The sequence below is a fragment of the Paenibacillus sp. ALJ109b genome, from assembly GCF_010747435.1.
In the GTDB taxonomy this organism is placed as follows: Bacteria; Bacillota; Bacilli; order Paenibacillales; family Paenibacillaceae; genus Paenibacillus; species Paenibacillus taichungensis.
Genome location: NZ_JAAIFP010000023.1, coordinates 1 through 26206 on the forward strand (window position 1 = coordinate 1; position 26206 = coordinate 26206).

23 protein-coding genes are annotated in these 26206 nt (G+C 48.1%); 13 read left to right on the forward strand and 10 right to left on the reverse strand.

Features of this window, described 5'->3' with window-relative positions; genetic code table 11:
- Positions 1-481: 481 nt before the first annotated feature.
- Complete coding sequence (locus tag G3352_RS20495) at positions 482-4579, reverse strand: DNA polymerase III subunit alpha (protein WP_163759313.1); 4098 nt, start codon at positions 4577-4579, stop codon at positions 482-484.
- Positions 4580-4885: 306 nt separating this feature from the next.
- Between G3352_RS20495 and G3352_RS20500 the strand changes: the two genes are divergently transcribed.
- From G3352_RS20500 to G3352_RS20510, 3 genes are all read left to right on the forward strand, one after another.
- Positions 4886-5215 carry a YtrH family sporulation protein gene (locus G3352_RS20500; RefSeq protein WP_024629128.1) on the forward strand — a complete coding sequence of 110 codons (330 nt, stop codon included), beginning with the start codon at positions 4886-4888 and terminating at the stop codon, positions 5213-5215.
- A gap of 21 nt (positions 5216-5236) precedes the next feature.
- Positions 5237-5725, forward strand: coding sequence for a sporulation membrane protein YtrI (locus G3352_RS20505; RefSeq protein WP_076289791.1), 489 nt, complete (start codon positions 5237-5239; stop codon positions 5723-5725).
- A gap of 97 nt (positions 5726-5822) precedes the next feature.
- On the forward strand, positions 5823-6164 hold the full coding sequence (locus tag G3352_RS20510; RefSeq protein WP_345940786.1) for a YtpI family protein: 342 nt from the start codon (positions 5823-5825) through the stop codon (positions 6162-6164).
- A gap of 165 nt (positions 6165-6329) precedes the next feature.
- Here G3352_RS20510 and G3352_RS20515 read toward each other — a convergent pair whose 3' ends face one another.
- The 3 genes from G3352_RS20515 to G3352_RS20525 form a co-directional block, all read right to left on the reverse strand.
- On the reverse strand, positions 6330-7664 hold the full coding sequence (locus G3352_RS20515) for a DRTGG domain-containing protein (protein WP_064639320.1): 1335 nt from the start codon (positions 7662-7664) through the stop codon (positions 6330-6332).
- 238 nt (positions 7665-7902) lie between these two features.
- Positions 7903-8190 carry a hypothetical protein gene (locus tag G3352_RS20520; RefSeq protein ID WP_205524971.1) on the reverse strand — a complete coding sequence of 96 codons (288 nt, stop codon included), beginning with the start codon at positions 8188-8190 and terminating at the stop codon, positions 7903-7905.
- A gap of 102 nt (positions 8191-8292) precedes the next feature.
- Positions 8293-8640: a YlbF/YmcA family competence regulator gene (locus G3352_RS20525; RefSeq protein ID WP_062319951.1), complete on the reverse strand. Its 348-nt coding sequence runs from the start codon at positions 8638-8640 to the stop codon at positions 8293-8295.
- Positions 8641-8919: 279 nt separating this feature from the next.
- Here G3352_RS20525 and G3352_RS20530 point away from each other — a divergent pair, with 279 nt between their 5' ends.
- The 5 genes from G3352_RS20530 to G3352_RS20550 all read left to right on the forward strand — a co-directional run bounded on the left by G3352_RS20530 (position 8920) and on the right by G3352_RS20550 (position 15281).
- On the forward strand, positions 8920-10287 hold the full coding sequence (locus tag G3352_RS20530) for a YheC/YheD family endospore coat-associated protein (protein ID WP_163759317.1): 1368 nt from the start codon (positions 8920-8922) through the stop codon (positions 10285-10287).
- A 30-nt stretch (positions 10288-10317) separates the two neighbouring features.
- On the forward strand, positions 10318-11508 hold the full coding sequence (locus G3352_RS20535) for a YheC/YheD family endospore coat-associated protein (RefSeq protein WP_163759319.1): 1191 nt from the start codon (positions 10318-10320) through the stop codon (positions 11506-11508).
- 61 nt (positions 11509-11569) lie between these two features.
- On the forward strand, positions 11570-12943 hold the full coding sequence (locus G3352_RS20540) for a YheC/YheD family endospore coat-associated protein (RefSeq protein ID WP_163759322.1): 1374 nt from the start codon (positions 11570-11572) through the stop codon (positions 12941-12943).
- Positions 12943-14049 (forward strand): YheC/YheD family endospore coat-associated protein, encoded by a 1107-nt coding sequence (locus G3352_RS20545; RefSeq protein ID WP_163759626.1) that lies wholly within the window; start codon positions 12943-12945, stop codon positions 14047-14049. The genes G3352_RS20540 and G3352_RS20545 overlap by 1 nt, the downstream gene beginning before the upstream one ends.
- Before the next feature lie 35 nt (positions 14050-14084).
- On the forward strand, positions 14085-15281 hold the full coding sequence (locus G3352_RS20550; RefSeq protein WP_345940791.1) for a YheC/YheD family endospore coat-associated protein: 1197 nt from the start codon (positions 14085-14087) through the stop codon (positions 15279-15281).
- A gap of 94 nt (positions 15282-15375) precedes the next feature.
- Here G3352_RS20550 and G3352_RS20555 read toward each other — a convergent pair whose 3' ends face one another.
- A complete protein-coding gene (locus tag G3352_RS20555) occupies positions 15376-16062 on the reverse strand; it encodes an HAD hydrolase-like protein (protein ID WP_163759324.1) in 687 nt (228 codons plus the stop codon).
- Between the two features lie 287 nt (positions 16063-16349).
- On the opposite strand from G3352_RS20555, the gene G3352_RS20560 reads away from it, so the two are divergent.
- Positions 16350-18068: a methyl-accepting chemotaxis protein gene (locus tag G3352_RS20560; RefSeq protein WP_163759325.1), complete on the forward strand. Its 1719-nt coding sequence runs from the start codon at positions 16350-16352 to the stop codon at positions 18066-18068.
- A gap of 120 nt (positions 18069-18188) precedes the next feature.
- Here G3352_RS20560 and G3352_RS20565 read toward each other — a convergent pair whose 3' ends face one another.
- Positions 18189-19160 carry a Gfo/Idh/MocA family protein gene (locus G3352_RS20565; protein WP_163759327.1) on the reverse strand — a complete coding sequence of 324 codons (972 nt, stop codon included), beginning with the start codon at positions 19158-19160 and terminating at the stop codon, positions 18189-18191.
- A gap of 406 nt (positions 19161-19566) precedes the next feature.
- Here G3352_RS20565 and G3352_RS20570 point away from each other — a divergent pair, with 406 nt between their 5' ends.
- The 4 genes from G3352_RS20570 (at position 19567) to G3352_RS20585 (ending at position 23162) form a co-directional block, all read left to right on the forward strand.
- Positions 19567-21198, forward strand: coding sequence for a thiamine pyrophosphate-binding protein (locus G3352_RS20570; RefSeq protein ID WP_163759329.1), 1632 nt, complete (start codon positions 19567-19569; stop codon positions 21196-21198).
- 12 nt (positions 21199-21210) lie between these two features.
- On the forward strand, positions 21211-21579 hold the full coding sequence (locus G3352_RS20575) for a carboxymuconolactone decarboxylase family protein (protein WP_163759330.1): 369 nt from the start codon (positions 21211-21213) through the stop codon (positions 21577-21579).
- A 185-nt stretch (positions 21580-21764) separates the two neighbouring features.
- The gene (locus tag G3352_RS20580) at positions 21765-22115 is read left to right on the forward strand and encodes a hypothetical protein (protein WP_163759332.1); all 351 of its coding nucleotides are present in this window, start codon (positions 21765-21767) and stop codon (positions 22113-22115) included.
- A gap of 54 nt (positions 22116-22169) precedes the next feature.
- A complete protein-coding gene (locus G3352_RS20585) occupies positions 22170-23162 on the forward strand; it encodes a 3-oxoacyl-[acyl-carrier-protein] synthase III C-terminal domain-containing protein (RefSeq protein WP_163759334.1) in 993 nt (330 codons plus the stop codon).
- A 221-nt stretch (positions 23163-23383) separates the two neighbouring features.
- On the opposite strand, the gene G3352_RS20590 is transcribed toward G3352_RS20585, so the two are convergent.
- The 4 genes from G3352_RS20590 to G3352_RS20605 form a co-directional block, all read right to left on the reverse strand.
- The gene (locus G3352_RS20590) at positions 23384-23953 is read right to left on the reverse strand and encodes a manganese catalase family protein (RefSeq protein ID WP_099854743.1); all 570 of its coding nucleotides are present in this window, start codon (positions 23951-23953) and stop codon (positions 23384-23386) included.
- 93 nt (positions 23954-24046) lie between these two features.
- Positions 24047-24322: a spore coat protein CotJB gene (locus G3352_RS20595; RefSeq protein ID WP_063564297.1), complete on the reverse strand. Its 276-nt coding sequence runs from the start codon at positions 24320-24322 to the stop codon at positions 24047-24049.
- Complete coding sequence (locus G3352_RS20600; RefSeq protein WP_076289847.1) at positions 24312-24551, reverse strand: spore coat associated protein CotJA; 240 nt, start codon at positions 24549-24551, stop codon at positions 24312-24314. The genes G3352_RS20595 and G3352_RS20600 overlap by 11 nt, the downstream gene beginning before the upstream one ends.
- A gap of 222 nt (positions 24552-24773) precedes the next feature.
- Positions 24774-26159, reverse strand: coding sequence for a hemolysin family protein (locus G3352_RS20605; protein WP_481856320.1), 1386 nt, complete (start codon positions 26157-26159; stop codon positions 24774-24776).
- Between the last annotated feature and the right edge of the window lie 47 nt (positions 26160-26206).

The window sequence follows — 26206 nt, forward strand, 5'->3', positions numbered from 1 at the left end:
AAATGTTCATAAAAAATGCCAACCGCACATTCGCTTTGGCCGTCTGCTTATCCTATAAATTATGTAAAAAGATTCACATATTACATGCTTGTGTTCAATATCTCCTTCCCCTTCATTCTTGATGTAATTGGGTAAAATAAATACAAAAAAAACCTGCTCGGCAGTTGGCCGAACAGGCTTCGTCATTAAGAATAAGGGCTTGTCTCCGAGTCGTAAGAATGACCAAATACACCTTTTTAGCATTATTCGATTCGGGCCAAACGAAATCAACGCACGCGATTAGCTCCAATTTCCACAAAACTGCGGTTTAACAATCACAGAGATGTTTTTTCGTCATTCTATAGTTCATGCCGCAGTTTTGTACCGGAGTAACGTCACTGAAGTTCGTTAAACTTGGCATTTTATGATTATCCGCTTTTAAAACGCGGTAGGTTCGTTAGCGGCTTTGAATTAAGAAAACAATTTCGTGCATGAAAGCCTATTATTTTATTTTGACCGTACCCTCACCCAGCATCTTCTCCATCTCGGAGAACAAAGAGGGCGAAGGTTTAATCCGGTAGGCATCACTCAATGCAAGGAGCTTCTGATGCTGTTCATAGAAGAGCACCGTCGCCACCGGACCTGAATGCTGCTGAAGCAATTGTTTCAGTCGGGCCAGAAGCTCCGGATTTTCCGCCTGCGGGGTGATCTTCACGAACACTCGCTGCTCCACCACTCGCGGCCCACGGCTCTGCTCCGTGCCGCCAGCGGCCTCAGCGGCCAGGCGAGCCACGGAAGCGGCGCCATTAGCATCGGCCGCTCCAGATCCGCCCCCAGCGCTGTGCGACGCTGACGGGCCCTGGCTTCCGCTGCTGCGTGCAGCTCCAGCATTCACGCCTGCGCTGCTGCGCTGTGCTCCGGCTCCCGCGCCAGCCGCCTGCCGTGGCGGAGCCGCCGGGCGCGAAGCACTGCCGCTGCCGGGCTTACCGCGCCGTTCGCGGCTGCGCAGCTGCTGTTCCAGTGCCGCCGGTGACAACGGCGCCACTTCCTCAGCCAGCAGCTTGAACCCTTCGTCCTGCTGCTGCACCTTGGCACGCACGACGAGCAGTTCACCTTTCCCGACATGCTGCTGGCTGCGCCGCCATACTTCGGGAAAGAGAACCACTTCACAGCGTTCGATCTGGTCTTCCAGCTCCATGAACGCCATAGCCTTGCCCTGTTTCGTCGTAATCGACTTCACAGACACGACCATCCCGGCAGCGACGGCCATCGTATCGTCAGCCGCTTCCGTCAGCTCCATAATGCGATCTGCGCCGCTGGATTCAAGCACATCTTCGTAGTCATCCAGTGGATGACCAGACAGATACAAACCTAACAACTCGCGTTCCAGCTCCAACTGCTGGCTCCCGGAATAAGGCGGAATTTCGGGATATTCTATCTCCCAGTTCGGCGTCTCGACAAAATCAAACAATTGGATTTGCAGATCCTCGCGTTCTTTGCGCCATTTCAGAGCGGCTTCCACGGTCTCATCCAGCATTGCCAGTAATTGGGCGCGGTGCCCAGGCAATGTGTCAAAGGCTCCCGCCTGAATAAGCGATTCAATTACACGTTTGTTGCATACACGCAAATCGACGCGACGACAAAAATCGAGCAGGCTGTCGAACGGTCTTTCCTGCCGTACAATCATGATACTCTCCATCGCCTGGGTACCTACATTTTTTACCGCAGCCAGACCGAAACGTATCGCCCCGGTTGCTGAATCTGCATCAGAATTCTGATTCGTCAATCCATCTTTCTCCTGTACAGCGGACATTTCATGCTGTTCGGAATGCGAGGACTCCTCTTCCCCAGTCCCATGCAGACGATCTGCTGTAGAAACAGTCACTACGCCAGAATTATTTCGATCCTCGGACTGCTCTGGCACTGTCGTCGCTGCCTGCCACTCATATGCACCACTACCGTCTTCGTCTGGTTCAGGACCCGGGTCATCCGGCAGAGGTGCTTCACCGTACTCTGCTTGTCCGGAATAATGATCATCATGTACAGCATGTTCCACCGTAGAACCTGCTGTACCGTTCTCATTATGCTCTCCCCCTAAACGTTGGGTTTCCGCCGCTTGTCCAGCCCTAGTTCTGTTGGATGATGCAAGCACAGGTGTAAACAGAATGCCGCTCTCATTCACATCCGGTGGAAGCACTTCAATATTCATGCGTCGGCATTCCACAACGTACTCCGCTACTTTGCGGTGACTGCCCATAACGGCAGTTAACATGGATGCCATAAAATGAATGGGATAATGTGCTTTCAGATAAGCCGTCTGGAAAGCAAGCACGCCATACGCAGCGGCATGAGCACGCGGGAAACCGTAGTTGGCAAACTTGACGATCATGTCATAGACCAGGTCTGCCTCCGCTTCACTGTATCCTTGCTTAAGACTGCCCTGAACAAAATGCCCACGTTCGAGATCCAGTACTTCCCGTTTCTTCTTGGAAACCGCTCTACGAAGCAAATCCGCTTCACCAAGAGAGAAACCTGCCATCCGGGAAGCAATCTGCATAATTTGTTCCTGATATACAATGATGCCATACGTATCCTTGAGAATGGCCTCCAGATCGGCATGCGGATAATCCACTTCGATCTGTCCGTGTTTGCCCTGAATGTATTTGGATATGAACTCCATCGGGCCCGGACGATACAAGGCCAGTACGGAAATAATATCTTCAAATACACTCGGCTTCAGCTCCTTCAGGACACGACGCACTCCAGCGGATTCGAGCTGGAATATACCCATCGTGTCACCTCGACCAAGCATCTCATACGTGAGTGCATCATCGTCCGGAATATGACGAAAATCCGGAATTTCGCCATTTTCACCAATCCAGCGCAGACATCGTTCAATAATTGAAAGGGTACGCAGACCGAGGAAGTCCATTTTGAGCAGTCCAATGGACTCCAGGTTTTCCATGGAATATTGCGTTAGGGCCGTTCCCTCACTGCCCTCCTGAAGCGGAACAGCATCCGTCAGCGGATCACGGGAGATGACAACCCCCGCCGCATGCGTGGAAGCATGACGAGGCATGCCTTCCACCTTCATAGCCATATCGAGCAATTCACGTGTTTTCGGCTTGGTCTCATACAAAGCCTTCAGTTCAGGGGTGGCTTCCATTGCCCGCTGAATGTTAATACCAAGCTGTGCAGGAATCAGCTTCGCTGCCTTGTCCACCTCGCCGTAAGGCACATTCAGGGCACGTCCAACGTCCCGAACAGCAGCACGGGCAGCCATCGTACCAAAGGTAATGATTTGGGCGACATGGGCTTTGCCGTATTTTTTCGCAACATACTCAATGACTTCGTCCCGACGTTCATCGCTGAAGTCGATATCAATATCCGGCATGGAGATCCGCTCAGGATTCAAAAACCGCTCGAAGAGCAGGTTATACTTCATGGGATCAACGTCTGTAATACGCAAGGTGTAGGCAACCAGACTACCTGCCGAGGAACCACGACCCGGTCCGGTGACAATTCCCTGCTGGTGAGAATAGGCGATAAAATCCCATACGATCAGGAAATAATCCGAGAATCCCATACTGTCTATAACCCGGAGCTCATAATCCAGCCGCTGTTCAAGTTCGGCTCTGAGCTCCGTATCCGTCCAACGTGATGATTCACTATAGCGCTCTTCCATTCCCTCTTCGCACAACTGACGCAGATAGGCAGAAGGAGTTTTCCCTTCAGGAAGTGGTCTATACTCCGGCAAAATGGATTTACCGAACTCCAGCTGCAACTCACACGACTCCGCGATGCGAACCGTATTCGTCAAAGCCTCGGGCACATGGGGGAACAAACGCGCCATTTCTTTTTCACTCTTGAGATAGAGCTGATTGGTTCCGATGCGAAGCCGATTCTCGTCATCTACCGTTTTCCCTGTTCCGATGCAGATCAACACATCTTGAAGCTCAGCGTCCTCTTCGGACAGATAATGCGCATCATTGGTCGCCACCAGTGGAATATCAAGCTCTGCTGCCAGACGGATCAGTTGGGGGTTCACTCTTTTTTGCTCAGATAGCCCATGATCCTGCAGTTCCAGATAGAAATCGGCACCAAAAATATGTTTGTAACGCAGCGCCGCACGCTTCGCCTCTTCTTCTCGTCCATGCAGCAAATGCTGGGGAACCTCGCCTCCGAGACAAGCACTTAAACAGATGATACCCTCGTGATGGGCAGCCAGACTCTCCATATCAATACGTGGTTTGTAATGGAAGCCTTCCAAATGACCGATGGAGCATAGTTTCATCAGATTGCGATAACCCGTCATATTTTTGGCCAGTAAAATCAGATGATGGATCGGCTGATCCTTCCGGCTGCCCCGCTCTTTGCGAGACCCGGCAGTCATATAAGCCTCACATCCAATGATCGGCTTAATTCCCCGCTCGACGCATGCTTTATAGAAAGGAATAGCACCATACATTACACCGTGGTCGGTCAATGCCAGCGTAGTCATTCCGAGATCCGCGGCTTTATTCACGAGATCCGGTATACGCGCAGCGCCGTCCAGCAAACTATATTCACTGTGAACGTGCAAATGCACAAAAGAACTCATGTTTTTTTCTTCCTTTCGCCATGGACAGTCGCAGCAACCTGCTTGAATCAGGTTACTGCACTATCTTCTTCTATCCGTATTTTTCATCCTTCGGTTCAGACCGAAAGTCGCTTTCTGTATTCATGTAAAATGCTCTATTAATGAAATGAATGAAATATAAGGATTCATCCTATTGAAGAGTGTTTTATTATTCTATTTTATCATAACGTTCGGGGGCACGCCCATACAATAGAAGTACAAGCCGCTCCCCCTGTTACGGACCAAAGACAGGAGGTGTGCTGCTAGGTCTGAAAGGGGTGTTGCCAGATGAGCACATTTTTGTCCAAAGCTATTCTTGATTTCTTCATTGCGTTTGGGATCGTGCTGGGCGGCGCGATGATTGGAGGTATAGGAGCGGTGGTCTCTCTCCAGCCTCCGACACAGACGATGCTTGATGTCGCTGGGAAAATTAAAATTTGGGCGCTCGCGGCGGCCGTTGGCGGTACAATCGATCCGATGCGGGTGATCGAAAGCAACGTGCTGGACGGCAATCTGTCTCCGGCAGTCAAACAAATTTTGTATTTGATATCCGCATTTATGGGCGCCCACATGGGTACCGAACTGGTGAAATGGGTATGCGGTGGAGGACGGGGTTAGCATGACTCCAGGACAGCGCCCATGAGAATCCCGCCTTTTGCACGTTACCGCCCGCTTATGCGCATGACTGCTGTCTTTGTTCTGGGAATGATCGCCGGTTGTGTCGTGTACAACGGTGTATTTCACTTGAGTTACAACGAGTTGTGGCTCAATAATCAGGAGTTGCAGCTTCAGCTGCATCAGAATGAGGAGGATATTAAAACGCTGAAAAAATACAGTAAACGCCAAACCGTCATTAAGGAAATCAAGGTCCGTGCAGAAGATTCTGACAAAGGTCCGGACGAGGCCTCCCTGAAAGTGATGTTACAGAAACTGGGCGATGAACTTGAGGTGCTCCGGGGCCGCGACGTGTTCAACATCGATGAGTACAGCAAAATGACGCGGATCATGCTGAACCAAAAAGTGTACACGGTCAGAGAAAAGGAATATACCGTCCAGGTGAAAACAATGCTGGTGATGGAAGGTGTTCTGCAAGTTTGGGTACAGATTCGGATGCACGTTCCGGCTTAGAAATAGATGACAGCCCCGGAAAAAAACTGCCCTTGCTCTCTGCCTGCATGGTACAATAAGGGCAGTAAATGCTTTCCAGAAAAGGAGCTGCGTCTTTGTGTTCATCGATGTACTCAAATATGTCCTAATCGCCATCTTTGCCCTGGCCATGGTCTGTTCAGCTCTGAACAGCATTCGTTCGCGCAGAACCACTGATCCCATCGCCACAGGTCTTTATCGCTCATGGACCAACGTCTGGATGGGTAGCATGTTGATTATTCTTTCCCTTATCCTGATGTTTGTGTTTACCGGTTCTACACTATCCGTCGTTGTGGAAGCGCTGTTTCTAATTATGGGAGCGTACAATCTGTTCGCCGGTCTACGTAACCGCAGTTACTATGCCCGTCTTCAGCAACATGCAGACGGTGGAACTAGCAAGACATCCGGACAATCTGCCTGATGCATTAGCACGATGTCATTGCGTTTTGCCAAAAAGAGAGTATCCTCATCTATCGAACAAGCCTGAACCACGTTGATTTTGGGGTACAGTGTGCTATTTCGATAAGAGGATACTCTCTTTTTTCTGAACTTATGATATTTTTCGAATCCAGGATCTCTCGCTTTTCTAGGCATGGTCAATGGATTGCAGAGTCATCACCGCTTTGCATACAACATTCCCATCACGGGAAATGACAATATCCATTTTGCAGGTCCGACGACTTGTCTCCAGAATAATGGGACGAACCAGAATCTGATCTTCAATCTGTACCGGACGAACAAAATACGTTGTTACATTATCCACCACATGGTCGTTACCTGTAACGTCCCAGGCGGCACGCCGTCCCGCCTGTGTCATCACATTCAGCAGAACACCTTCCGAGATCGTACCGAGGTCTGTCGCCATCTGCGGAATGATGAATCCGTGGAAAAACAATTCGTTCTGCTCTCCGCGCTCTTCTGCAAACCCGTTCCAGATCAGATGATCAAACGTCTCTCCAAGCTGTGGCTGCTTCTGTGCATCACGCATCGCCTGCAGCACTTCCTTACGTGTGACGGATGCAATCAGTTTACGATTCCGATCCACAATTGGTAGGAAGTCAATACCCTCCCACGTCATGATCTGTGCAGCCGAAGCCAGTGAGGTTTGCAGTGAAGCTGTGATTGGGCGACGTACGACACACTTCTCAATACTCTGATCCTCTTTTAACTCGCTCACATCTTTGAGACTTACGATACCGATAACCCGGTTCCATTCATCTACTACCGGAAAGCGATGCTCTCCCGTTTCGGAAACCAGCAGATGAAAATCCGCGGCTGAACTGGTCACCTTTAGCACCTGAAGGCGTGGTTTCTGACCGATAATGTCCTCTACCAACATAATCTTTTTCTTAATCAGTCGATCGAAGATCGCACGGTTAATCATTGAAGCCACGGTGAACGTATCATGCCGGGAGGAAATGATGGGCAGACCTAACTCATCAGCCATCACCCTCACTTCACGGCTTGTACCAAATCCACCTGTAATTAATACACCTGCGCCCTGTTCGAGCGCAAGGGAATGTGCATTGTCCCGGTTACCAACAATTAACAGGCTTCCCGCGTCAATGTATCGGGCCATGGCCTGCTCTTTCATCGCACCGATCACGTACTTGTGAAGCGGTTTGGCCAGACCGTCACTTCCACCCAGCACATGACCTTCGACGATGGTTACCACATCGGCAAAAGTCAGCTGCTCGGTCATACCGCGAGGTCTTTTCTCGATCCGCACCGTTCCAATTCGTTCCTTGGTCACGACCAGGCCGAAGTTCTCTGCCTCTTTTACTGCACGATACGCTGTTCCTTCGCTTACGCCCAACTCCCGCGCCAGTCCACGCACCGATATTTTACTGCCTACCTTCAGTTGTTCAATATGTTGAAGCAATTGTTCGTGCTTCGTCACGTTTTCTTCCTGTCCGTCCATCTGTACCACCCCCGAAGATGCATCTGTACTATTCTGTATCTATTATAACACGACCTTAGGAAAATAACCCCATTCCACGCACCATTCTCCTAAAGAACTGCGCTACATCGATCTGAATAATCAGAACAGCAAATTATAAGGATATAAAAAAGACCGGTCCCTTTCATACCAAAGGGAATCCGGCCTTACTTAAACAGATAGAACCATCTCTATCACCATGTCATCTGTGTTCCAAACCTTATACAGATTTGCTCTGCTCCTGCTTGTCCACCAGTTTCATCTCCCACTGCCGCAGCTTTGCCCGCCGAACAGCTTCCAGTGCACGCTTCTTCTCTTCATCCACACCAAGAATAAAATGTAGATGTGCACCAATGATTAATAATGAGAATAGCACCCATACGATGCCAAAAATATTAACCCAGTCCATTCCACCAACAAAGGAAATCCGCGGCAACGCAATAACCAGCATCGACAACGCGATAAGCAGATAGATCACATGTTTTGCTTTCTTCAACCTTTTCACCATTCACAGCTCCTTCGTTCTTGATCGACTCTATATGTCTAGTCTATGAACGATAAGGAGCTAATATGAGAGGTTCAGGCAAAAAAACGGGACAAGGTTTTAGGTTTAGGCTTCAGCGCCACCGTACAGATGACCCAGACTGTCTGCAATAATTTTGTTCACGTCTTCGATAATAACACTCAGGCGACGTTCAGCGTCAAACAGACGACGGATATTCAGGTTCAGGCTCAGTACCTCGAACAGTTTCTCCATTTTCTCCATTTCGTCCGGTGCAGGCATATCCCCACTCATCATACGTTGTTGCAATTCCATTTGTTGATCACGGAAATTATCCAGCATAGCCTTTGCTTCCGGATCTGTTTCAATCAGCTTCATCGCAGAAGTAATTTCTTCCACCTCGCTGCTTTCTCTCAGTGCTTTGGCCAAATCATTGGCTTTGTCATAAATGTTCACTATAATTCCTCCTCAAATTGGGTTGTTCTTCTGTTATCCATTCGTATTCATCACATTCTCATCGCAACGTTCACCCGTGTTAATACACGTATTTCACTTCCGTCAAACAAAGGTTGCGAAAACATGCCATCCATTACCTGCCGAGCATCAAATGCATTTAATCCAAATGGGTCAATCACCAAGGGTTATATGTCCTCATATGATGAAGCACATGCCATGTTCAGATGCCGTTCAACTTCGAGATCAGACATCAAGTTGCCGCCCGGAAGGAGATCCGTGATGTCCACTAAAAAAGTAACGATTCAGGTTACCGGCTCGGGCATCCTGCAGGACGACGTCATCATGCTGGGCGAAGGGGTGCTCAAGGCACTTAAAATCCCTTCAGGAAGGCCGCTTCAGCTGCAATTTGGCTCTTTCCGCCGAGAAGTCACTGTCATTCCGGTACCAAAGTATGACGGGCTGCGCATCAATCAGACGGTTGCCAGCAAGACCGGTCTAGTTCCACGTTCGGTCCTGAGGGTATCCTATCGTTCAGCCAGCCGTACGCTTCGTCTTGGCCCCTACATCAGTGTACTGATTAGCCAGGATTATCCCGATCAGCCCGATCGGCCCTTTGGCTCCATCACGATGTTCTGTCAAGAACTGGTGAACGCCTGCCGTAAGCAAGGCGCCTATGTATCCTTTTTCACACCGGAGGATATTGGAGCGGTAACAGGTTATATGAAAGGCTGGGTGTATGATGACGGCTGGAAAAAGACTGTTCTGCCTGTAGCAGACGTCGTCAATAACCGGCTAACGTCCCGCAAGCTGGAGAACAAACCTAGCGTACAGCATTTTATGAAAGAAGTAAAATCGCTCTACGGCACGCAAACCTTCAATGAAAAGTTTCTGGACAAAAATGAAGTATTTGATGCACTCAAGTCCATTTCAACGCTTAAACGAGTTCTTCCCGAGTCTCATTTGCTCAAGACATCCACCATGCTAAAGACGATGTGCAACCGACATCCGGTTGTATTTCTGAAGCCAGTACGTGGTTCTTTGGGCAAAGGCATCATCCGGGTCTCACGTCAGACTGACGGAAGTTTCCTCACTTTAGCGACTGGCGTCGGAGGTACCCGGAAACAAACGTATGCTTCTCTGGATAAACTGTATGCCAGTATGTCTGGGAAAATGAAAACAACGCGTTACCAGATCCAGCAAGGGCTGACTCTCATTGATAACAGTGGCAGACCCGTGGATTTCCGTGCGCTCGTGCAAAAAAACCGTACAGGAAAATGGAGTGTAACCTCCATCGTAGCCCGGATTGCGGGCGGGAGTCACTATGTATCCAATCTGGCACGGGGTGGAAGTCTCAGCACCGTCAAGGAAGCTGTTGCCAAAACGCAGCTGTCCGGATCAGCCAAAGCTTCCGCATATGCAGGATTGCACACCGCAGCACTGGATATTGCAAAAGGGATCGAGAGTGCCATCCCTGCTCATTTTGGAGAACTCGGTATTGATCTGGCCCTGGACTCCACTGGACGCGTATGGCTGCTCGAAGTCAACTCCAAACCATCCAAGAACGACAATACACCACTGAGTGAGAGTAAAATCCGGCCTTCGGTCAAAGCGATGCTGGAATACTCCACCTATCTAGCCGGATTCTGAAGAGTCATCCATTAGAGGAGGTGCAGCGGAATGTTCCTGCAACATCAAACAAAAACAGTTGCTATCCTGGTTCGGGCAACAGAAGGCTCGCCTCCTTTCGTAGATGAACTCTTCTGTCGTCGTCTCAGTTTGGAAAGCCATCGATACGGCCTAAATATCATTGTGCTGACCGTATCGAATAACCCCAGCGTGTCTGGTCTCACACAGGGCTATGTATTTGACAGAGGGGAATGGAACATCGTGCCTCTTCCTGCTGTAGACCTGATCATGGACCGCTGTCTACTGCCACTTCCCAGAACAGTCAAACAGCAGCTTCAGCAGCTAGCATCCTCAGGTAACGGAGACCCTGCCCGTTACTGGTCTTCTTCTTTACCTGGTAAATGGAAAGTATATCGCGCCTTATCTACTGATGTAAGACTGCGTGCTCTTCTTACGCCTACGACACTTCTTAAGTCGAATACCCTATGGGAGCAATGGCTGGAGCGCTGGCCAAAAGGTATTTTCTTTAAACCTGTATCGGGCACCCATGGTAAAGATACGTTTCGCCTTTATCGCGAAGATCACCACACCTCCTGGATTATGGAGGGCAGAAATACCCGCAATGAATTGATACACCGTACATTTGAGCATCGCCAGGACGTCTCTGCCTGGCTGGATTCACACAAGGCCGGTAAAAAGATGATCTTACAGCCGTATCTGGAACTAAGTCATCGTGGACGACCGTTCGACATTAGGGCCTTGGTGCAAAAAAATGGGCGAGGACACTGGTCTCTAACCGGATGTATGGTACGGGAAGGACCGGCTGGCTCACTCACTTCCAATTTGCATGGAGGAGGAAAAGCGTACCCCGTGCATCCTTATCTACTGGAACGATATGGGAGCAAGCAATCCAGCGCTCTGCTGGATACGATCAGGCAGGCTGCTGCCCGTATCCCTCCCCTGTTGGAAAGCCGATTTGGCAGACTGGCCGAACTGGGCCTTGATTTCGGAGCAGATGTTCAGGGTCGCCTTTGGCTGCTTGAAGTGAACTCCAGGCCGGGACGATCCTCATTCGCAGAGGCGGGTGATCCCCGTATGCACAGTCTGACCTACGCCCGGCCGCTTGCCTATGCCCGTTACTTGCTGCAACAACATGTTCTCACGGACGTGAAGCGTCCAACGAAAATGCCGAATACATCCAGCACAGCTGGCCTGAAACCCATCCCGATTCACGGCGGTTGAGGCACGCAGCGCCCCGCTTGCCATGGAGCCTAAGGATCTTTTCAGGATAGGAGGATAAATCATGAGTTTGACCTTTTGCAATCTGCATTTCACAAAGCAGCCGGATAAAGTGGTTTATGTATCCAACGCGTTAATGAAAAGCCTAAATCTATCCGGCAAAAAAACGATACATCTGCGGTTTGGACGTGACCGGGTACCTGCCACGATCAAACCAATCAAAAAAGCAGGTAAACATCTCTATCTCGCCTCAGGCATACGCAATCTGATGAACGTTCCAAAAAGAGGCAGTATCTACCTTCGTAACCTGCAGAATGATGAAGTTCAACTGGGTCCATTGATTGGCGTATTGTCTGACGGACCAGCTACAGGTACCAGCCCTTTTGGCTCCCGTACGGGTTTCATTAAACAGCTGCTCCGCGAAGGCAGCCGCAAATCCTATATTTATGCGTTTACCCCACGAGATATTAACTGGCAGAATGAAACAGTATCCGGTTTTTTCCTTAACGACAATGGAAGCTTCAGTCGCAAAACCGTACCTCTGCCAGACGTCGTGTATAACCGATTACCCAGCCGCCGCTCTGACTTCTCACCAGCAATCAACCAGCTGCGGGAGCGATTCATCCGACGCAAGATCCCTTTCTTCAATTGGAGTTTCTTCAACAAATCTGATATTTATAAACTGCTGGAGAACGACCCGGCGGCAGGACGTTATATTCCTGAATCCATCACCAACCCGACGGTAGAACAGATGAAAGAAATGCTGGAACGCCATCAGTTTGTCTATTACAAACCAACAGCAGGAAGTCTGGGCAACGGGATCTATCGATTGACCTATTCGCCCAAACGTGGATATTTCGCCCGTTATCGCAAAAAAGGCGGCAACGCCTTGCTGCGTTTTGGTTCATTCAACAGCCTGATGCGCATGCTTCAAGGCAGACACGGCAAACAGCTTCGCGGTTATGTCGTTCAACAGGGTATCCGGCTCATTGAGATCGACGACTGTCCGATTGATTTCCGCTTTCACATGCATAAAAATGGAAACAATCAATGGGTGGTCGTTGGTATTGGCGCCAAGAAGGCCGGCCGAGGTAGCGTAACCACACATATCAAAAATGGTGGTTCCCTGATGACCCCTGAGCAGGCGCTCAGCCGCAACTTTGGCGACCGAGCGGGAGAAGTGCTCCAGCATGCCAAATCCGTCGCTATTACACTGGCCCAGGCGATTGAAACCCAGCACCAGCATCTAATTGGTGAGATTGGCTTTGATCTGGGCATTGATCAGGAGGAACATGTATGGATGTTCGAAGCGAACGCCAAACCCGGCCGCTCCATTTTCCGTCACCCTTCGCTGCGGCTGGAAGGAAAATCATCGGTGGAGCACATCCTGGAACATTGCCTTTATTTGAGCAAATTCCGGAAGAAAGACGGCATTTGATGAGCTTGCAGGATGATTTTAGACCCGTTATTGCTGTCTTGACCATGCATGATGATCGTCGGATGTTCAGAGGAAACCAACAAAACTTCTTGGATATTGTACAAACGGGCGAAAATATGGGATATGTGGTGTACGTCGTGACTGTAAGAGATTTGAATGTGAGCGGCCCCACTGTGAAAGGATACACGTACAATAATGGAATTGGGAGATGGACTTCACAGTCCTTCCCCCTTCCCCATGTGCTTTACAATCGGATTCCCAACCGGGAAGATGAACGCAAACCTTCAGTACAGCGCAAAATTGAGGAGTGCATGCATTCCGGAATCGAACTGTATAACCCGTTTTTCTTCAATAAATGGAATTTGTTCGAATGGCTCAAGAAATCCAAGTCTACCCAGCAGCTGATTCCCTATACTCGCCGAATGCGAACAGCAACCGCTCTGGGGACGGTGCTTCGATCGTATCCTTACCTGTATCTGAAACCAGAGAGCGGCAAAGCCGGCAAAGGAATCATGATGCTCAAGTTCCAGGAAAAAGAACGTCTTCCTTATCGGCTTAAAATACAGAGCACCCGAAAAAGCACCACGTACAAAGCAGCAACCCTTTCCAAGTTATGGGCAAGAATTCGCAAGGAAACCGGACACACGCCCTATATCATGCAACAAGGTATTGAGCTAGCTTCGTCCCATAAGCGTCCATTCGATCTACGGGTACTTGTGCAAAAAAACGGCAAAGGGCAGTGGAGCGTAACCGGTGTTGGCGCCCGTCTTGCCGGGTCCCGAAGCATTACGACCCACGTTCCGCGTGGAGGTACGGTGGAGGACCCTGAGAAACTGCTCACTGATCTGTTCGGGGAAGAAATGTCGACTTCATTGATGAAGCGGGTGAAGTCCACTTCATTGTTGATCGCGAGACAAGTGGAACGAGGCTCAGGGCATACGCTTGGTGAAATGTCCATGGACCTGGGTATTGACGATCTGGGCGAGATCTGGTTCTTCGAAGCGAATGCGAAGCCGATGAAGTTCGATGAACCGCAGATTCGACGGAGATCACTGGAACGCATTTTTCAGTACAGCGCCTACCTTGCCCGCCAAGCGAAACGATGATGAACAGGAATAACAGCAAAAGAAGGTGATTGTTTGTGTCCTCACCTGTTCTGGGCATTATGACGTTGTACTTAAATGAACATCGCGCTCTGGAAGAACGGAGCATATACCGCAGAATGATCCTTGAAGGGCGCAAGCGGGGACTCGATATCTATGTGTTCACACCTGCCGATGTACACTCAGGAGGCAAACAGATTGAGGCTATGGTCTTTCATTCGGAAAAAGGCTGGTCCCGGGAATGGCGTTCATTCCCGGACATGATCTTCGATCGCTGCCGTATACAGCGCAATCGCAGATTCCAGCAGTTGCTTGCCTTTCGGGAAAAGTATGGACATCTGCTCTTTCTAAACCGTCCACTGCGCAATAAATGGACCATTCATCAAACGCTCTCGGCGAAATCAGCCTTCAGTGAACATCTGCCAGATACCGTTCTGTTTCAGGATATGTCTGATGTGAATCGTATGCTGAAAGCCTCCTCGCTCATCTATCTGAAACCCATTAATGGAACCGGAGGGCGCGGAATCCTTCGCATCGAACGCAGTGGCAGCGAGGCCAATACGGTTCTTGTACAGGGACGGGACCAGAAGCGGCGGATCATCACCCCACGTAAAGTCCATCTGTCACGCTTGGGTTCACTGCTACAGCATTGGAATATGAAAGATAAATACCTTGTTCAGCAGGGCATTCAGCTTCAGCTTCCGAATGGCCGGGTTCATGATTATCGAATGCTGGTCCAGAAGAATGGTGAAGGACAGTGGGAATTAACTGGATGCGCAGGACGTATGGGTGCGGAGAAAAGTGTTACCTCTAATCTGCATGGCGGTGGCCAGGCCATTGCGATGCACAAATTGATGAAACAGTGGATTACCGATGAGAAGGAACGGGCTGAGATCAACACCACTGCCGAGAAATTTGGGATTGACGTTGCTTCATTTCTGGAGAGTACCTATGGCACCTTGTGTGAATTGGCTCTGGATCTGGCGATTGACAAGAGCGGACGTATCTACCTGCTCGAAGTCAATCCGAAACCTGCACGTGAAGTATTTGCCCGCATTGGAGAGAAAGATACTTATTCCAAGGCAATCACTCAACCACTGGAGTATGCCTTATGGGTGTACCACAACCATCCAAGTGCGAACCGTCCCCCTCGTGGCGTGAAGGTAACCAAACCAGTCAAACGCGTAAAAGGTAAGTCTGCCACTCTCAAAAGGACCAGAAGATCCCGGTTATGACCGTCAGACTTCATTGGTAGTGAACCAAATTCTCCTTGAACCAAAAAAACGGACCACCCAACATCCGAATGGATGTTGGGTGGTCCGTTTTTTTCTATTCGGCTTCCCGATATAAACGAAGCAGTTCCGTAAAATCAGAGATTAGTACATCTGATCCTGCAAGTTCTTCATCTCGACCGAACCCTGCATAGGCACAGCCGATGACGGTCTGGTTGTTCATTTTCCCTGCTTCCACATCCGAAGAGCGATCTCCGACCATCCATGCATCCTGAATCCGATGCTTCTCAAGCAGAATCTGAACCAAGTTAACTTTGGAAGGGGTCTTGTACTGTCCTGCACTATACACGCCTTCAAAGAGCGGCATGATCTCATGGGCAAAGGCCACACCTTTAACATAGTCCTCCAGCCCGTTGCTGGCGACAAACAACCTTACACCTTGTTCTTTCAATGCTTCAAGCGTCTCTTTTACTTGTGGGTACAGTTGCGAGCTTCCCCCATCGAGCCCTTCAATCTCCAACTGAAGCAGCAGTTCGTCTGCACGTCGATGGGCCGCAACTGAAGCTTCAGGCATAACCACTTTCCATATGTCTTCTAGCAACATCCCCAGGCTTCCCAGCATTCGTTCTTCAGGAGGAGTCTCTCCCTCAAAATGCCCTTCAGCCCGCAATGTATCAAACAGCTGATGATAGGCTGGCAACAACAGAGTTTCCGTCTGAAACAAAGTACCATCCATATCAAAAATCATTGCTTCCGGTTTACGCAATACCGTCTCTTTTGTCATGTCCAATGTTCCTTTCGGATTGGGATATGTATTCGGAATCGTTCCCCTTCCATGATAAACATAAACGTTTGGCAGTGTAAACCGCGCAATGTAAAACATCTGTGTCATCAACGTTATACAAAATCCACAAACGTTATACTTGAATTAAACAAACTATATACAATTTAATTTTCATTAAGTATAATACTGAAAAATAGTTCCTTAGACACCGCATCTAAAGAACTAAAATAGCTTTCATCCAAGTTTTTTCGACAAATACATATACCCCAAGGAGAGGCATAACAAACATGAAAAAGCACAGAACCTTCAAAATTTTTTATAAGATTGGTTTGGGCTATTTGCTCGTAGTCGCTGTTTTGGCGGGTTGCATTCTTTTAATCCAGAACAGTACCAGCAAACTTCAAAGCGAATTGGATTTTCTCGTGGATCACGATATGAATGTACACGCCCTGACTTATGAGATTGAAAGGAACATGGTGGATATGGAAACAGGCCAACGAGGTTACGTTATTACAGGGCAGGAAAATTACCTTGATCCGTATACCCATGGAAAAGAACAGATGGTTGTACTTAAGGATCAACTCGCTACTTTGATCTCGGACAACCCCTCACAGCTGAAGCTGTTGGAAGATATACATAAGACCATGGAACACTGGATTCAAATCGCGGGAGAACCGGTTGTTGCGCTGCGCCAGGCCAATGACCTACCTTCGATCCGACAATTTTTCACGACAGATCCTGGTAAACAGGATATGGATCAAATTCGGCAATCCCTGAGTACATTCCGAACCAATGAACTGGCTTTGACTGAAACCCGTACAGAAGAACTGAAACAGAAAAACAAGGTGCTCAACTGGGAGTTATACGGAGCATTGGTCCTTGTTGCCTTAATCTCAGTCATCGCTGCCTTAGTGCTGTCCCGGTCCATTGTAAGGAACATCCGTGCAGTGACACATGCACTGAATGATATCGGCTCCTCCAATGGTGATCTGACCTTGCGAATTGCCACTCCGATGAAAGACGAGACACGAGAATTGGCTGAAGCTGCCAATACCATGCTCTTGGGTCTGCAACAAATGATGCTCGATATTCAAAGTAATGCCACCATTCTGAGCACAGCCTCTGATCGACTGGATAAAGGCGTTTCTGACAATCATATCGCTGGAAAAGAGGTGGCCACAGCCATGGAGCGAGTCGCAGAAGGTGCCGATGAACAAGTTGCCCTTACTCAGACCATGGTCGCTGCAATGGAACAATCACTCATCGGACTTAATCGGGTAGCGGCTACAACTGCCGACGTGGCTGAACGTTCCGTACGCACGGAATCCATCGCCGTTGATGGACAACAGCGTATCGATAATGCTATAGGGAAAATAACGTTCATTGAACAATCCTTCTTGTCTGTGCAGGAAGCGATTAACGAAATCTCCGAAATGTCTGATCAAGTTATTAACATTGCCGATTCCATGTCAGGGATCGCAAGACAAACGAATCTGCTCGCACTCAATGCCGGAATTGAAGCTGCTCGCGCGGGGGAACATGGACGTGGATTTGCTGTCGTTGCCTCTGAAATCCGCAATCTGGCAGATCAAAGTGCCACGTCAGCGAAAGAAATTACAAGCATATTGGAAACCGTTGTAACCGGAGTCCAAAATACGGCGCAGGTTGTGGACGAAAGTACACTCCATGTCAACGAAGGATTACGGACGATTGAAGATGCAGGGCATGCATTCACAAATATTACCCAGCACATTCATGATCTCAGCGGTGAAGTTCAGGACGTATCCGCTGTTGTAGAACAACTGACATCCGGCAGTGAAACGGTGATGAAGTCCATTAACGAAGTATCCGCCGTAGTTGAGGATACCGCATCAGCGACAGAAGAGGTATCAGCTATGACCGAAGAACAACTTGCTTCCCTACAGGAAATGACAGACACCTCCAAGCAGTTAAACGAAATGTCCGATGCGCTTGATCAACTGGTTAACCGATTTAAGTTGTCTTGATCCTATGGATTAGATCCAGATAACAAAAAGAAGCAGAACCCTACTCTACAGGGATCTGCTTCTTTTTTCAAAAGGAAAAAACATTTAACGAATCCTCTTCTAGCTCAGTACCTTTTTGGATCAGGATTGATCCGGATTACGCAGCGCTTCAAGGACAAGCTGTGCATGATAACCATCGTTGAAATCGTATATTTTGGCAGGTTGGCTTTGAATACGGGCGATGACGTGTTTAAGTACAGGCAACTGGCTTAAGGATTCATTAACTTCGACGGGAACAAGTGGCTCTCCGATGCGTCCATTCCATAGTTGATCCCAGTTTTCCAAGGCAATTGTTCCTTCAGTACCGTAGACCACCATGGATACACGCTCTTCACCTGCAAAATGAGCAATCCCATTTAACTGGATTCGGGTTCCATCCTCCAGCTCCATCGCAGCCTGAACCTCATGTTCACATTCATCTGTATTCTGAGGAAAATGAACTTGACTGTTAATCACGCGGATAGCACCAAACACTTTTTGGATCATATGAATCCAGTGGATCCCCACTTCAAGAATAAATCCGCCCTGCTCGCGGCTGGTAATCCAGGTATTTTGCTGCCACGCTCGAGGCCACTGAGGGAATTGCAGGATCAGATCAATTTTGCGAATTTCGCCAATCGTTTCCTGACGGATCAACTCTTGCATCTTCACTACTGACGGTTCATGAGGCATGGAGAAATGAATTGCATGTACTACATCGGCCTTCTTTGCTGCCTCAAGCATTGCTCTGGCTTCCTCCACGCTGTTTGCCAGTGGTTTCTCACAGAATACATGAATCTTGCGCTTTAGTGCCTCCATAACGACGGCATAGTGATATTTAGGCGGGACCGCAATGTACAGTAGATCAACCGCATGTGTGTCTAGTAATTGCTTGAAATCCGTATACGTCTTCATCTCAGGATGAGAGGAAGCAAACGAGGTCAAATTTTCCTCACTGGCATCGCATACCGCTACAATCTCTACTTTTTCGGATAGTTCTACCTGTGTTGCCTGATGTATCATATGTAATCCCATTTTGCCCAGCCCAATTACAGCCATTTTTATCATTGTCATTCAACTCACTCCCATCGAATTTCAGTATAACAGAAAGCTTAACATTGCCAATCTTTGCACGGATGCGAAATGGAACGCACACGATCCTCATTGGATACATATAAAATAAATCTATCATATTTTACTTTATTTTACATTTTGTTCTATAAATCTTGTTTATAGGTAATTTGTTGCAGGAATATATAACCAATTTATTTTCTCTTATAGGGCAAGACATTAAGCGTTTCCAACCTTAGAATCAGGAACTTATACTTATAAAAGCGGTTGACAAAAAACCACAAAAAAAGCTACTCTTCCTATTAACAAGGATTTATTTCCTTTTACAACCTTAGACACGACATACATCCCAAAAATGGAACTTGACCTGTGGGTCCAAAAACCTATTTTGTGAAGCGAGGTGTCCCGCATGAGAACAGTTGCGGACTATTTGGCAGAAGCTCTGCGTAATTTAGGCGTTACTCATGTCTTTGGTATTATCGGAAAATCCATATGTCCTGCTGTCCTGAAAATGGTCGATTACGGTTTGGAATTCATCCCAGGTCGCCATGAATCCAGTTCAGGCTTTGCCGCATCGGGCTATGCCCTTCAAACAGGGAAACTGGGTGTGGCCTTCGCCACTTCAGGTCCAGGTGGAACCAATTTGCTCACCGCCGCAGCCCATGCCAAGGCCAACAACTTGCCTGTCCTGTTTATTACAGGCCATCAATCCATTCAGGAATTGGGGCTTCCGCAATGTCAGGACTCCTCTTCCTACTTGGCTGATTTGGCGGAGATGTTCCGTCCTGCCACCCTATTCAGCAAGCTGGTGGAGCGCAGTGATCATTTCAGCACCATATTGAATCACGCCCTTTCCATTGCACTCGGTCCCAACAAAGGTCCGGTCCATCTCTGTCTTCCGTTTGATGTACAAACCGAACAGCTCGCTGATTTCCGGGTTGTCATCCCGGAGCCAGAACCCCTGATTAGCGTATCCAATCTGAATCGTATTCTCCCCTTACTTCAACAGTCCAGTCACCCTTTAATTATTGCAGGCAAAGGCGTCAGCCGCGCCAGAGCCCATGATGAATTGCTCCATTTTGCCGAACATTTCAATATTCCTGTCATTACTTCTCCTGGAGGAAAAGGTGCCATTGCCTGGGATCATCCCCTTTACCATGGGCCTTGCGGTGTTGGCGGCTTCCCTCATGCAGATGAACTGCTGAATCAAAGTGATCTTTATATCGTACTCGGTTCACGTCTGAGTGATATGACAATCTGTAATTTGAAACCTGAAAACCATCCTGCACATCTGATTCAATTCGATGCTGATCCTACATTCGTTGGTAAAATACTTAACGCTCAAACCTTACATATCACCGGTGACTTGAAGGACAACCTGCAGTTTTTGCTAGGTACATTGACAGAACAACCTGTTGTTCCAAGAGAAACACCTACTGTGGATTACACCGTACCTCTCCCGGATCTGCCGCGTCTGTCCTTGGGTTCCATCTTGGAAGAAATGAGTGAACTGCTTCCATATGATCATAAATTGTTTGTGGATGATGGTAGTCATGGTTTCCATGCGGTTCAACGATATAAAGTCAAGAAACCAGGCAGCTTTGTGTTTGACGCCTACTTTGCCTGCATGGGCAATGCCATCGGCATGGCTATTGGGGCCAAGACTGCCGCACCGGAAGAAACCATCGTATGCATTACTGGTGACGGATGCTTTATGATGCTTGGAACTGAAATTAACACTGCTGTATGCAACAATCTGCCCGTCATCTTCATCGTTGTGAACAATAAACAGCTGGATATGGCACTGAAAGGCATGGAAAAAACAACAGGTCGAATTGATGGCACTTTATTTGAGGTTCCCGTGGATGCGGCAAAGTTTGCCGAGTCGCTCGGTGCTGTTGCTTTTCGGGCAGAAACACGGGCTGAATTCATCTCAGCTCTCCAAACCGCACAGCAGCTGAATCAAGTTACTGTAATTGAGCTTCTTACTGATCGCGACGAGATCCCACCCACGGCTCACCGTACCGTGACTTTGAATTAGGAGGAACATAGCATGAGTGAACAAATGACTCAAGGATTGGAGCGTTTTGCAAAGCTTTCCGGTGAATATGGTGCAAAAGCACTGGCACCGATTAAGGATCAGTTCCCTGAGCTCGCCGAGTTTATTATGGGAACAGCTTACGGGGATATCTTTCAGCGTACAACCATCACCGATCAATGGAAGGAAGTTGCGATTATCTCCTCACTGATCTCACAAGGGCAGTATGAGCAGTTGGGGGTTCATTATACGATGGCGCTAAGTGTCGGTGTAACCGTGGATCAGCTCAAAGGAATTTTGCTGCACCTGGCACCGTGTGTTGGCGCACCGCGGATCATCAGTGCTTTTAATATATTGCTAGCTACACTGGATGAAATCCAATAATTCACTCTTCTACATTTTTATACACGATTCGACTTTTTTATTGATCTTATTACATCTCAACCTTTATAATATGGTTAAATTATCCTTCGAATCCGCCTACATCTCAGAAACAGTCAGCGGGGCCTCAAGGCCTATGTCTTGGTTAGCAGGATAGCCTTAACTCATTTAAAGGAGAGAGAACAATCATGGGAAGTTTTATACTGAAAACTGACGTTCCGAACAAGGTTTTGAACATTGAATTGGAGGGCTCTTTCTCTCAAGAAGACGGTTTACGTTCCATCTCGGCATATCAGGACACGATCGCTCCGATTAATACCAAGGAGTATGGGCTGAATATTGATTGCAAAAAGTTGAATGTTACCGCTCCGGAAATTGTGCCTCTTCTCGAGGGCTGCCTGCAGATGTTCAAAAAAGATGAATATAAAAAAGTGGTGTTGACGCTTGAGAATAATGCCATTCTGAAAATGCAACTGTCCCGTCTTGGACGGTCTGTCGGACTGGACAATCTTGAGATCATCTCCACGGTTACGACATAATAAACCAGGCGGACAAGCTGAGGGTTCACTTATCCGCTCAAGAGGAGAATGAAGATGGCTGGAATTCGTATTGTAGATATCGATATCTATCATCCAACGAACAAGGTGGGCAATGACTTTTATATTGAACATTTTGATGCAAGAGGTGTAGATATTCGGGGATTGTTAAAGGCACTTGGGCGTGATACACGTTACAAAATTGACAACGATGATGAAAACTCACTAAGCATGGCCTTTGAGGCCGCCAGTAATTTGCTCGAAAAGACCGGACTCACCGGTGCCGATATCGATCTGATTGCTTATGCAAGTCAAACGCCGGAATATATCTTTCCTACGAATTCCTTAATGATACATCGCCTGATTAACGGGGCATCCCATACGATCTGCATTGACAGCAATGCCAACTGTGCGGGCATGACCGCAGCCTTTGAACAAGTTAGCCGTCAAATGTTGGGCAATCCCAGAATTCGTCGTGCTTTGATTCTTGGCTCGGATTACATCGCTCCTCACGCCAGTCCAGACGATCCTGTGTACTTCGCGAACTTTGGGGACGCAGCAGCAGCTGTTATTGTTGAACGGGACGAGCAGGCAGTCGGTTTTATTGACTCGATCTACCAGACTGATACCTGTGTGTACGGCAATTCTCTCTTCCCGGCACAAGGTCTTGCAAAACTAGGCCAAACCGGTGTTGACGCAGGTGCCTTCCATGTAAAATTCATACCGTTTGATGATTCCATCTGTGTAGGCGCTGCCTCTGATTCGATTCGAACTTTGCTAAGTCGTAATGAAATCGGAGCAGATGAGATCAAAGCCGCTTGTTTCTCCCAATTATCCATTGGCAATATACGTGCTGTATCCGAGAACATTGGCATCAGCGAAGATATTGCCGTCTACATTGGAGACGAGTTCGGATACACCTCAACCAGCAGTCCGTTTATTGCATTGCATCGAGCCATAACTTCCGGCCAAATTCAGCGTGGTGATAAAGTGCTGTTCTGGACCGTTGGCGCTGGGTGGCAAAATGTTGCCATGGTCGTTGAATACTGAGAGTTTGACACGGAACCCCAAAAAGCAGGGCAGCCTTTTTTAATAAAAAAGGACGGTCCTGCTTTTTTATTATTTTAAAGTTTTGAGATGATAACTTTTACTGGATACATCCCATTACCATTATCTCAAAACCAATGAGGAGCATGATCTGAACAATTCCTTTCATCGCAAAAACCGCTCCCTTGACAGAGAACGGCAATGAGAACGATATATTGTCCTTTTCAGAAAATCTTCTTCGTCTCCCGATCATCCTTTAGAATCTCTACTGCCTCACGAAAACGCAAGGAATGCACAATCTCCCGTTCCCTCAGAAACTTGAGACTATCCTGTAGATCAACGTCATCCGTAAGATCGATCAACCACTGATATGTAGCCCGTGCCTTCTCTTCCGCTGCAATATCCTCGTACAAATCCGCGATAGGATCTCCCTTCGAGGCAATATAGGCTGCAGTAAATGGCACACCGGAAGAATTGGTATAAAACAGTGCAGAGTCACGCTGTGCGTAGTTTGGACCAAGCCCTGCTGCTTCCAGTTGCTCCACCGATGCATCTTTTGTCAATTTATATATCATTGTTGCAATCATTTCCAAGTGGGCGAATTCCTCCGTGCCTATGTCGTTCAACAGTCCGATAATCTTGTCCGGAATTGTATACCGCTGGTTCAAATATCGCAGGGCAGCCGCCAGTTCTCCGTCTGCGCCCCCATACTGTTCCGCCAGCAATTTCGCCATATGAGGATCACATTTGCTAACCCGAACGGGATATTGCAATTTTTTTTCATACACCCACATGCAGATGCCTCCTCTATAAAATCAAATCCAACCTGTTACGATCCCTCGAGCTCCTAGCCTGGAACGTCTGCAAGGAAACCCGAGGCTGTTATCTCATACTTGCCAAGGCCATGGCGTCTGGGACCATTCCCACGGATATTTGGAGAAAGCATGCCCAAAGTTCATCAGAGGTCCGTACAATTGCTGAAACTCATGCGCCACCCTCATCCGCTCCTGGCTGAATTTGTTGTATTGCTCGATGCTTTGATAGTCGCCCGGGTGGGTGTCCAGATACAGATTCAACTCAACCAATACAAAATCCAGGGCCTGAAGTTCCTCCAGCAGCTCATAGTATTTTGCATCACAGGCTTTAGGTGCTTCAGGTTCCATCTGCTTCCACCTTCCTTCCCTTCGAGCTCGCAGGTGTATACGGACTGTATAAAGCAGGCCACAACGTTCCAACTCTTAAGGCTTCTGCAGGACTGAACTGCGGCCAGCCCATCGGCTGAAATGGGATAAACAGTTGCGGAGGAACTAAGTACGTCCGAATCGTCTTCGGTGGACATGGATCAAACGGCCCCACAAAAGGGGCGTAAGCACGAAGCTGTGGATCTGACACAGAACAACGCCTCCTTCATCACTGATTTGGTACATTCGACATCGCTTCATTCCAAGCTTTCATTTCCCGTCTCTATAACCATATGTCGCTGTCCCCCAAGTTAATCCCATATTTAGCTGAACGTAAAAAAAGACCTTCGAACGACTTACCCCGCTGGGCAGTGTCCAAAGGTCACTTCATTTGATATGGGGACTATGTGCCCAATGATTATTTCATCAATACTCAGTCCCTGTTACGTTCACGATCATCCTGCATCGAACCTGGTTCCTGTTCTCCTATTTCCACCTTATCTTCTTCAGGATCCGGTCGCTTATATACCTTCACTCTGGTAATTCGGAGACGGGTGGATTCTTCCACTTCAAAGACATAACCGTTTTGCTCCCGTGTTTTACCTTTGACCACGCTGCCTTCCAATTCCTTGAACAGCCAGCCGCCAATCGTATCGACTTCTTCATCCTCAATGACAGCACCGGTCCATTCATGAACCTCTTCAATCAGGCAACGACCATCGATGGAAAAGGCTTCTCCACTGCGCTCCATATGCGGACGTTCGTCTTCGAACTCATCATACAGATCGCCAACGATCTCTTCCAAAATCTCTTCAGCAGTCAGCAAGCCTGCTGTACCACCGTATTCGTCGACCACCAGTGTCATCTGGGAGTGCTTTTTCTGCATCAGACGAAGTACATGACTGATCTCCATCGATTCAGGAACATTCAGAATCGGACGAACAAGCGCAGCCAGATCATGCTGCTGGTCAGGTTCAGCAAGAAGCAGATCGGTAATGTGGATAAATCCGATAATCTCATCCTTATCCTCAACAGCCACAGGATAACGGGAATGCTTCGTTGCATTAATGATTTTCAGGTTTTCTTCCAGCGACATATGAGTATACAGACAGTCCATATCCGTACGTGGTAGCATAATTTCACGTGCCAGCATATCCGAGAAATCAAAGATGTTATCCATCAGTTTGATTTCATCCTTATCGATGACGCCACTTTTCGCACTTTGCTTCATCAAAATTCGAAGCTCATCTTCCGAATGGGCCTCCCCTTCGCTGGCGGGTTCAATGCCTGCCAATCGCAGCAGTGCATTGGCTGACGCGTTCAGTACCCAGATGAATGGGAAGAAAATTTTATAAAATAACAGCAACGGTGCCGATAGCAGCAAAGCCACTCCGTCTGTTTTTTGAATCGCCAGAGATTTGGGTGCAAGCTCACCCAGCACAATGTGCAAAAACGTAATGATACAGAAACCTATAATGACCGATACCGTGGATATAAGTCCTGTATCCGCTACACCAAGCTTGAACATCAGAGGCTCGACCAGTAATTCGGAAATAGCCGGTTCACCGAGCCAACCAAGCCCCAGCGATGTCAACGTGATTCCGAACTGGGTTGCCGAAAGATAGGCATCCAATTTACCATTCACCTTCAGTGCATAACCAGCCAACTTATTCCCTTCACTCTGTAATTGAGTGAGGCGTGTTTGTCTAACTTTGACCAGAGAAAATTCCGCTGCGACAAATACGCCATTCAAAAATACGAGCAGAAACACACAGACCAGATTAAATACCAACTGCCCAAGATGAAATTCGGTATGAATACCCAAGTCGAAACTCCCCTTTTCTATCTATTTCAGGAATACACCTG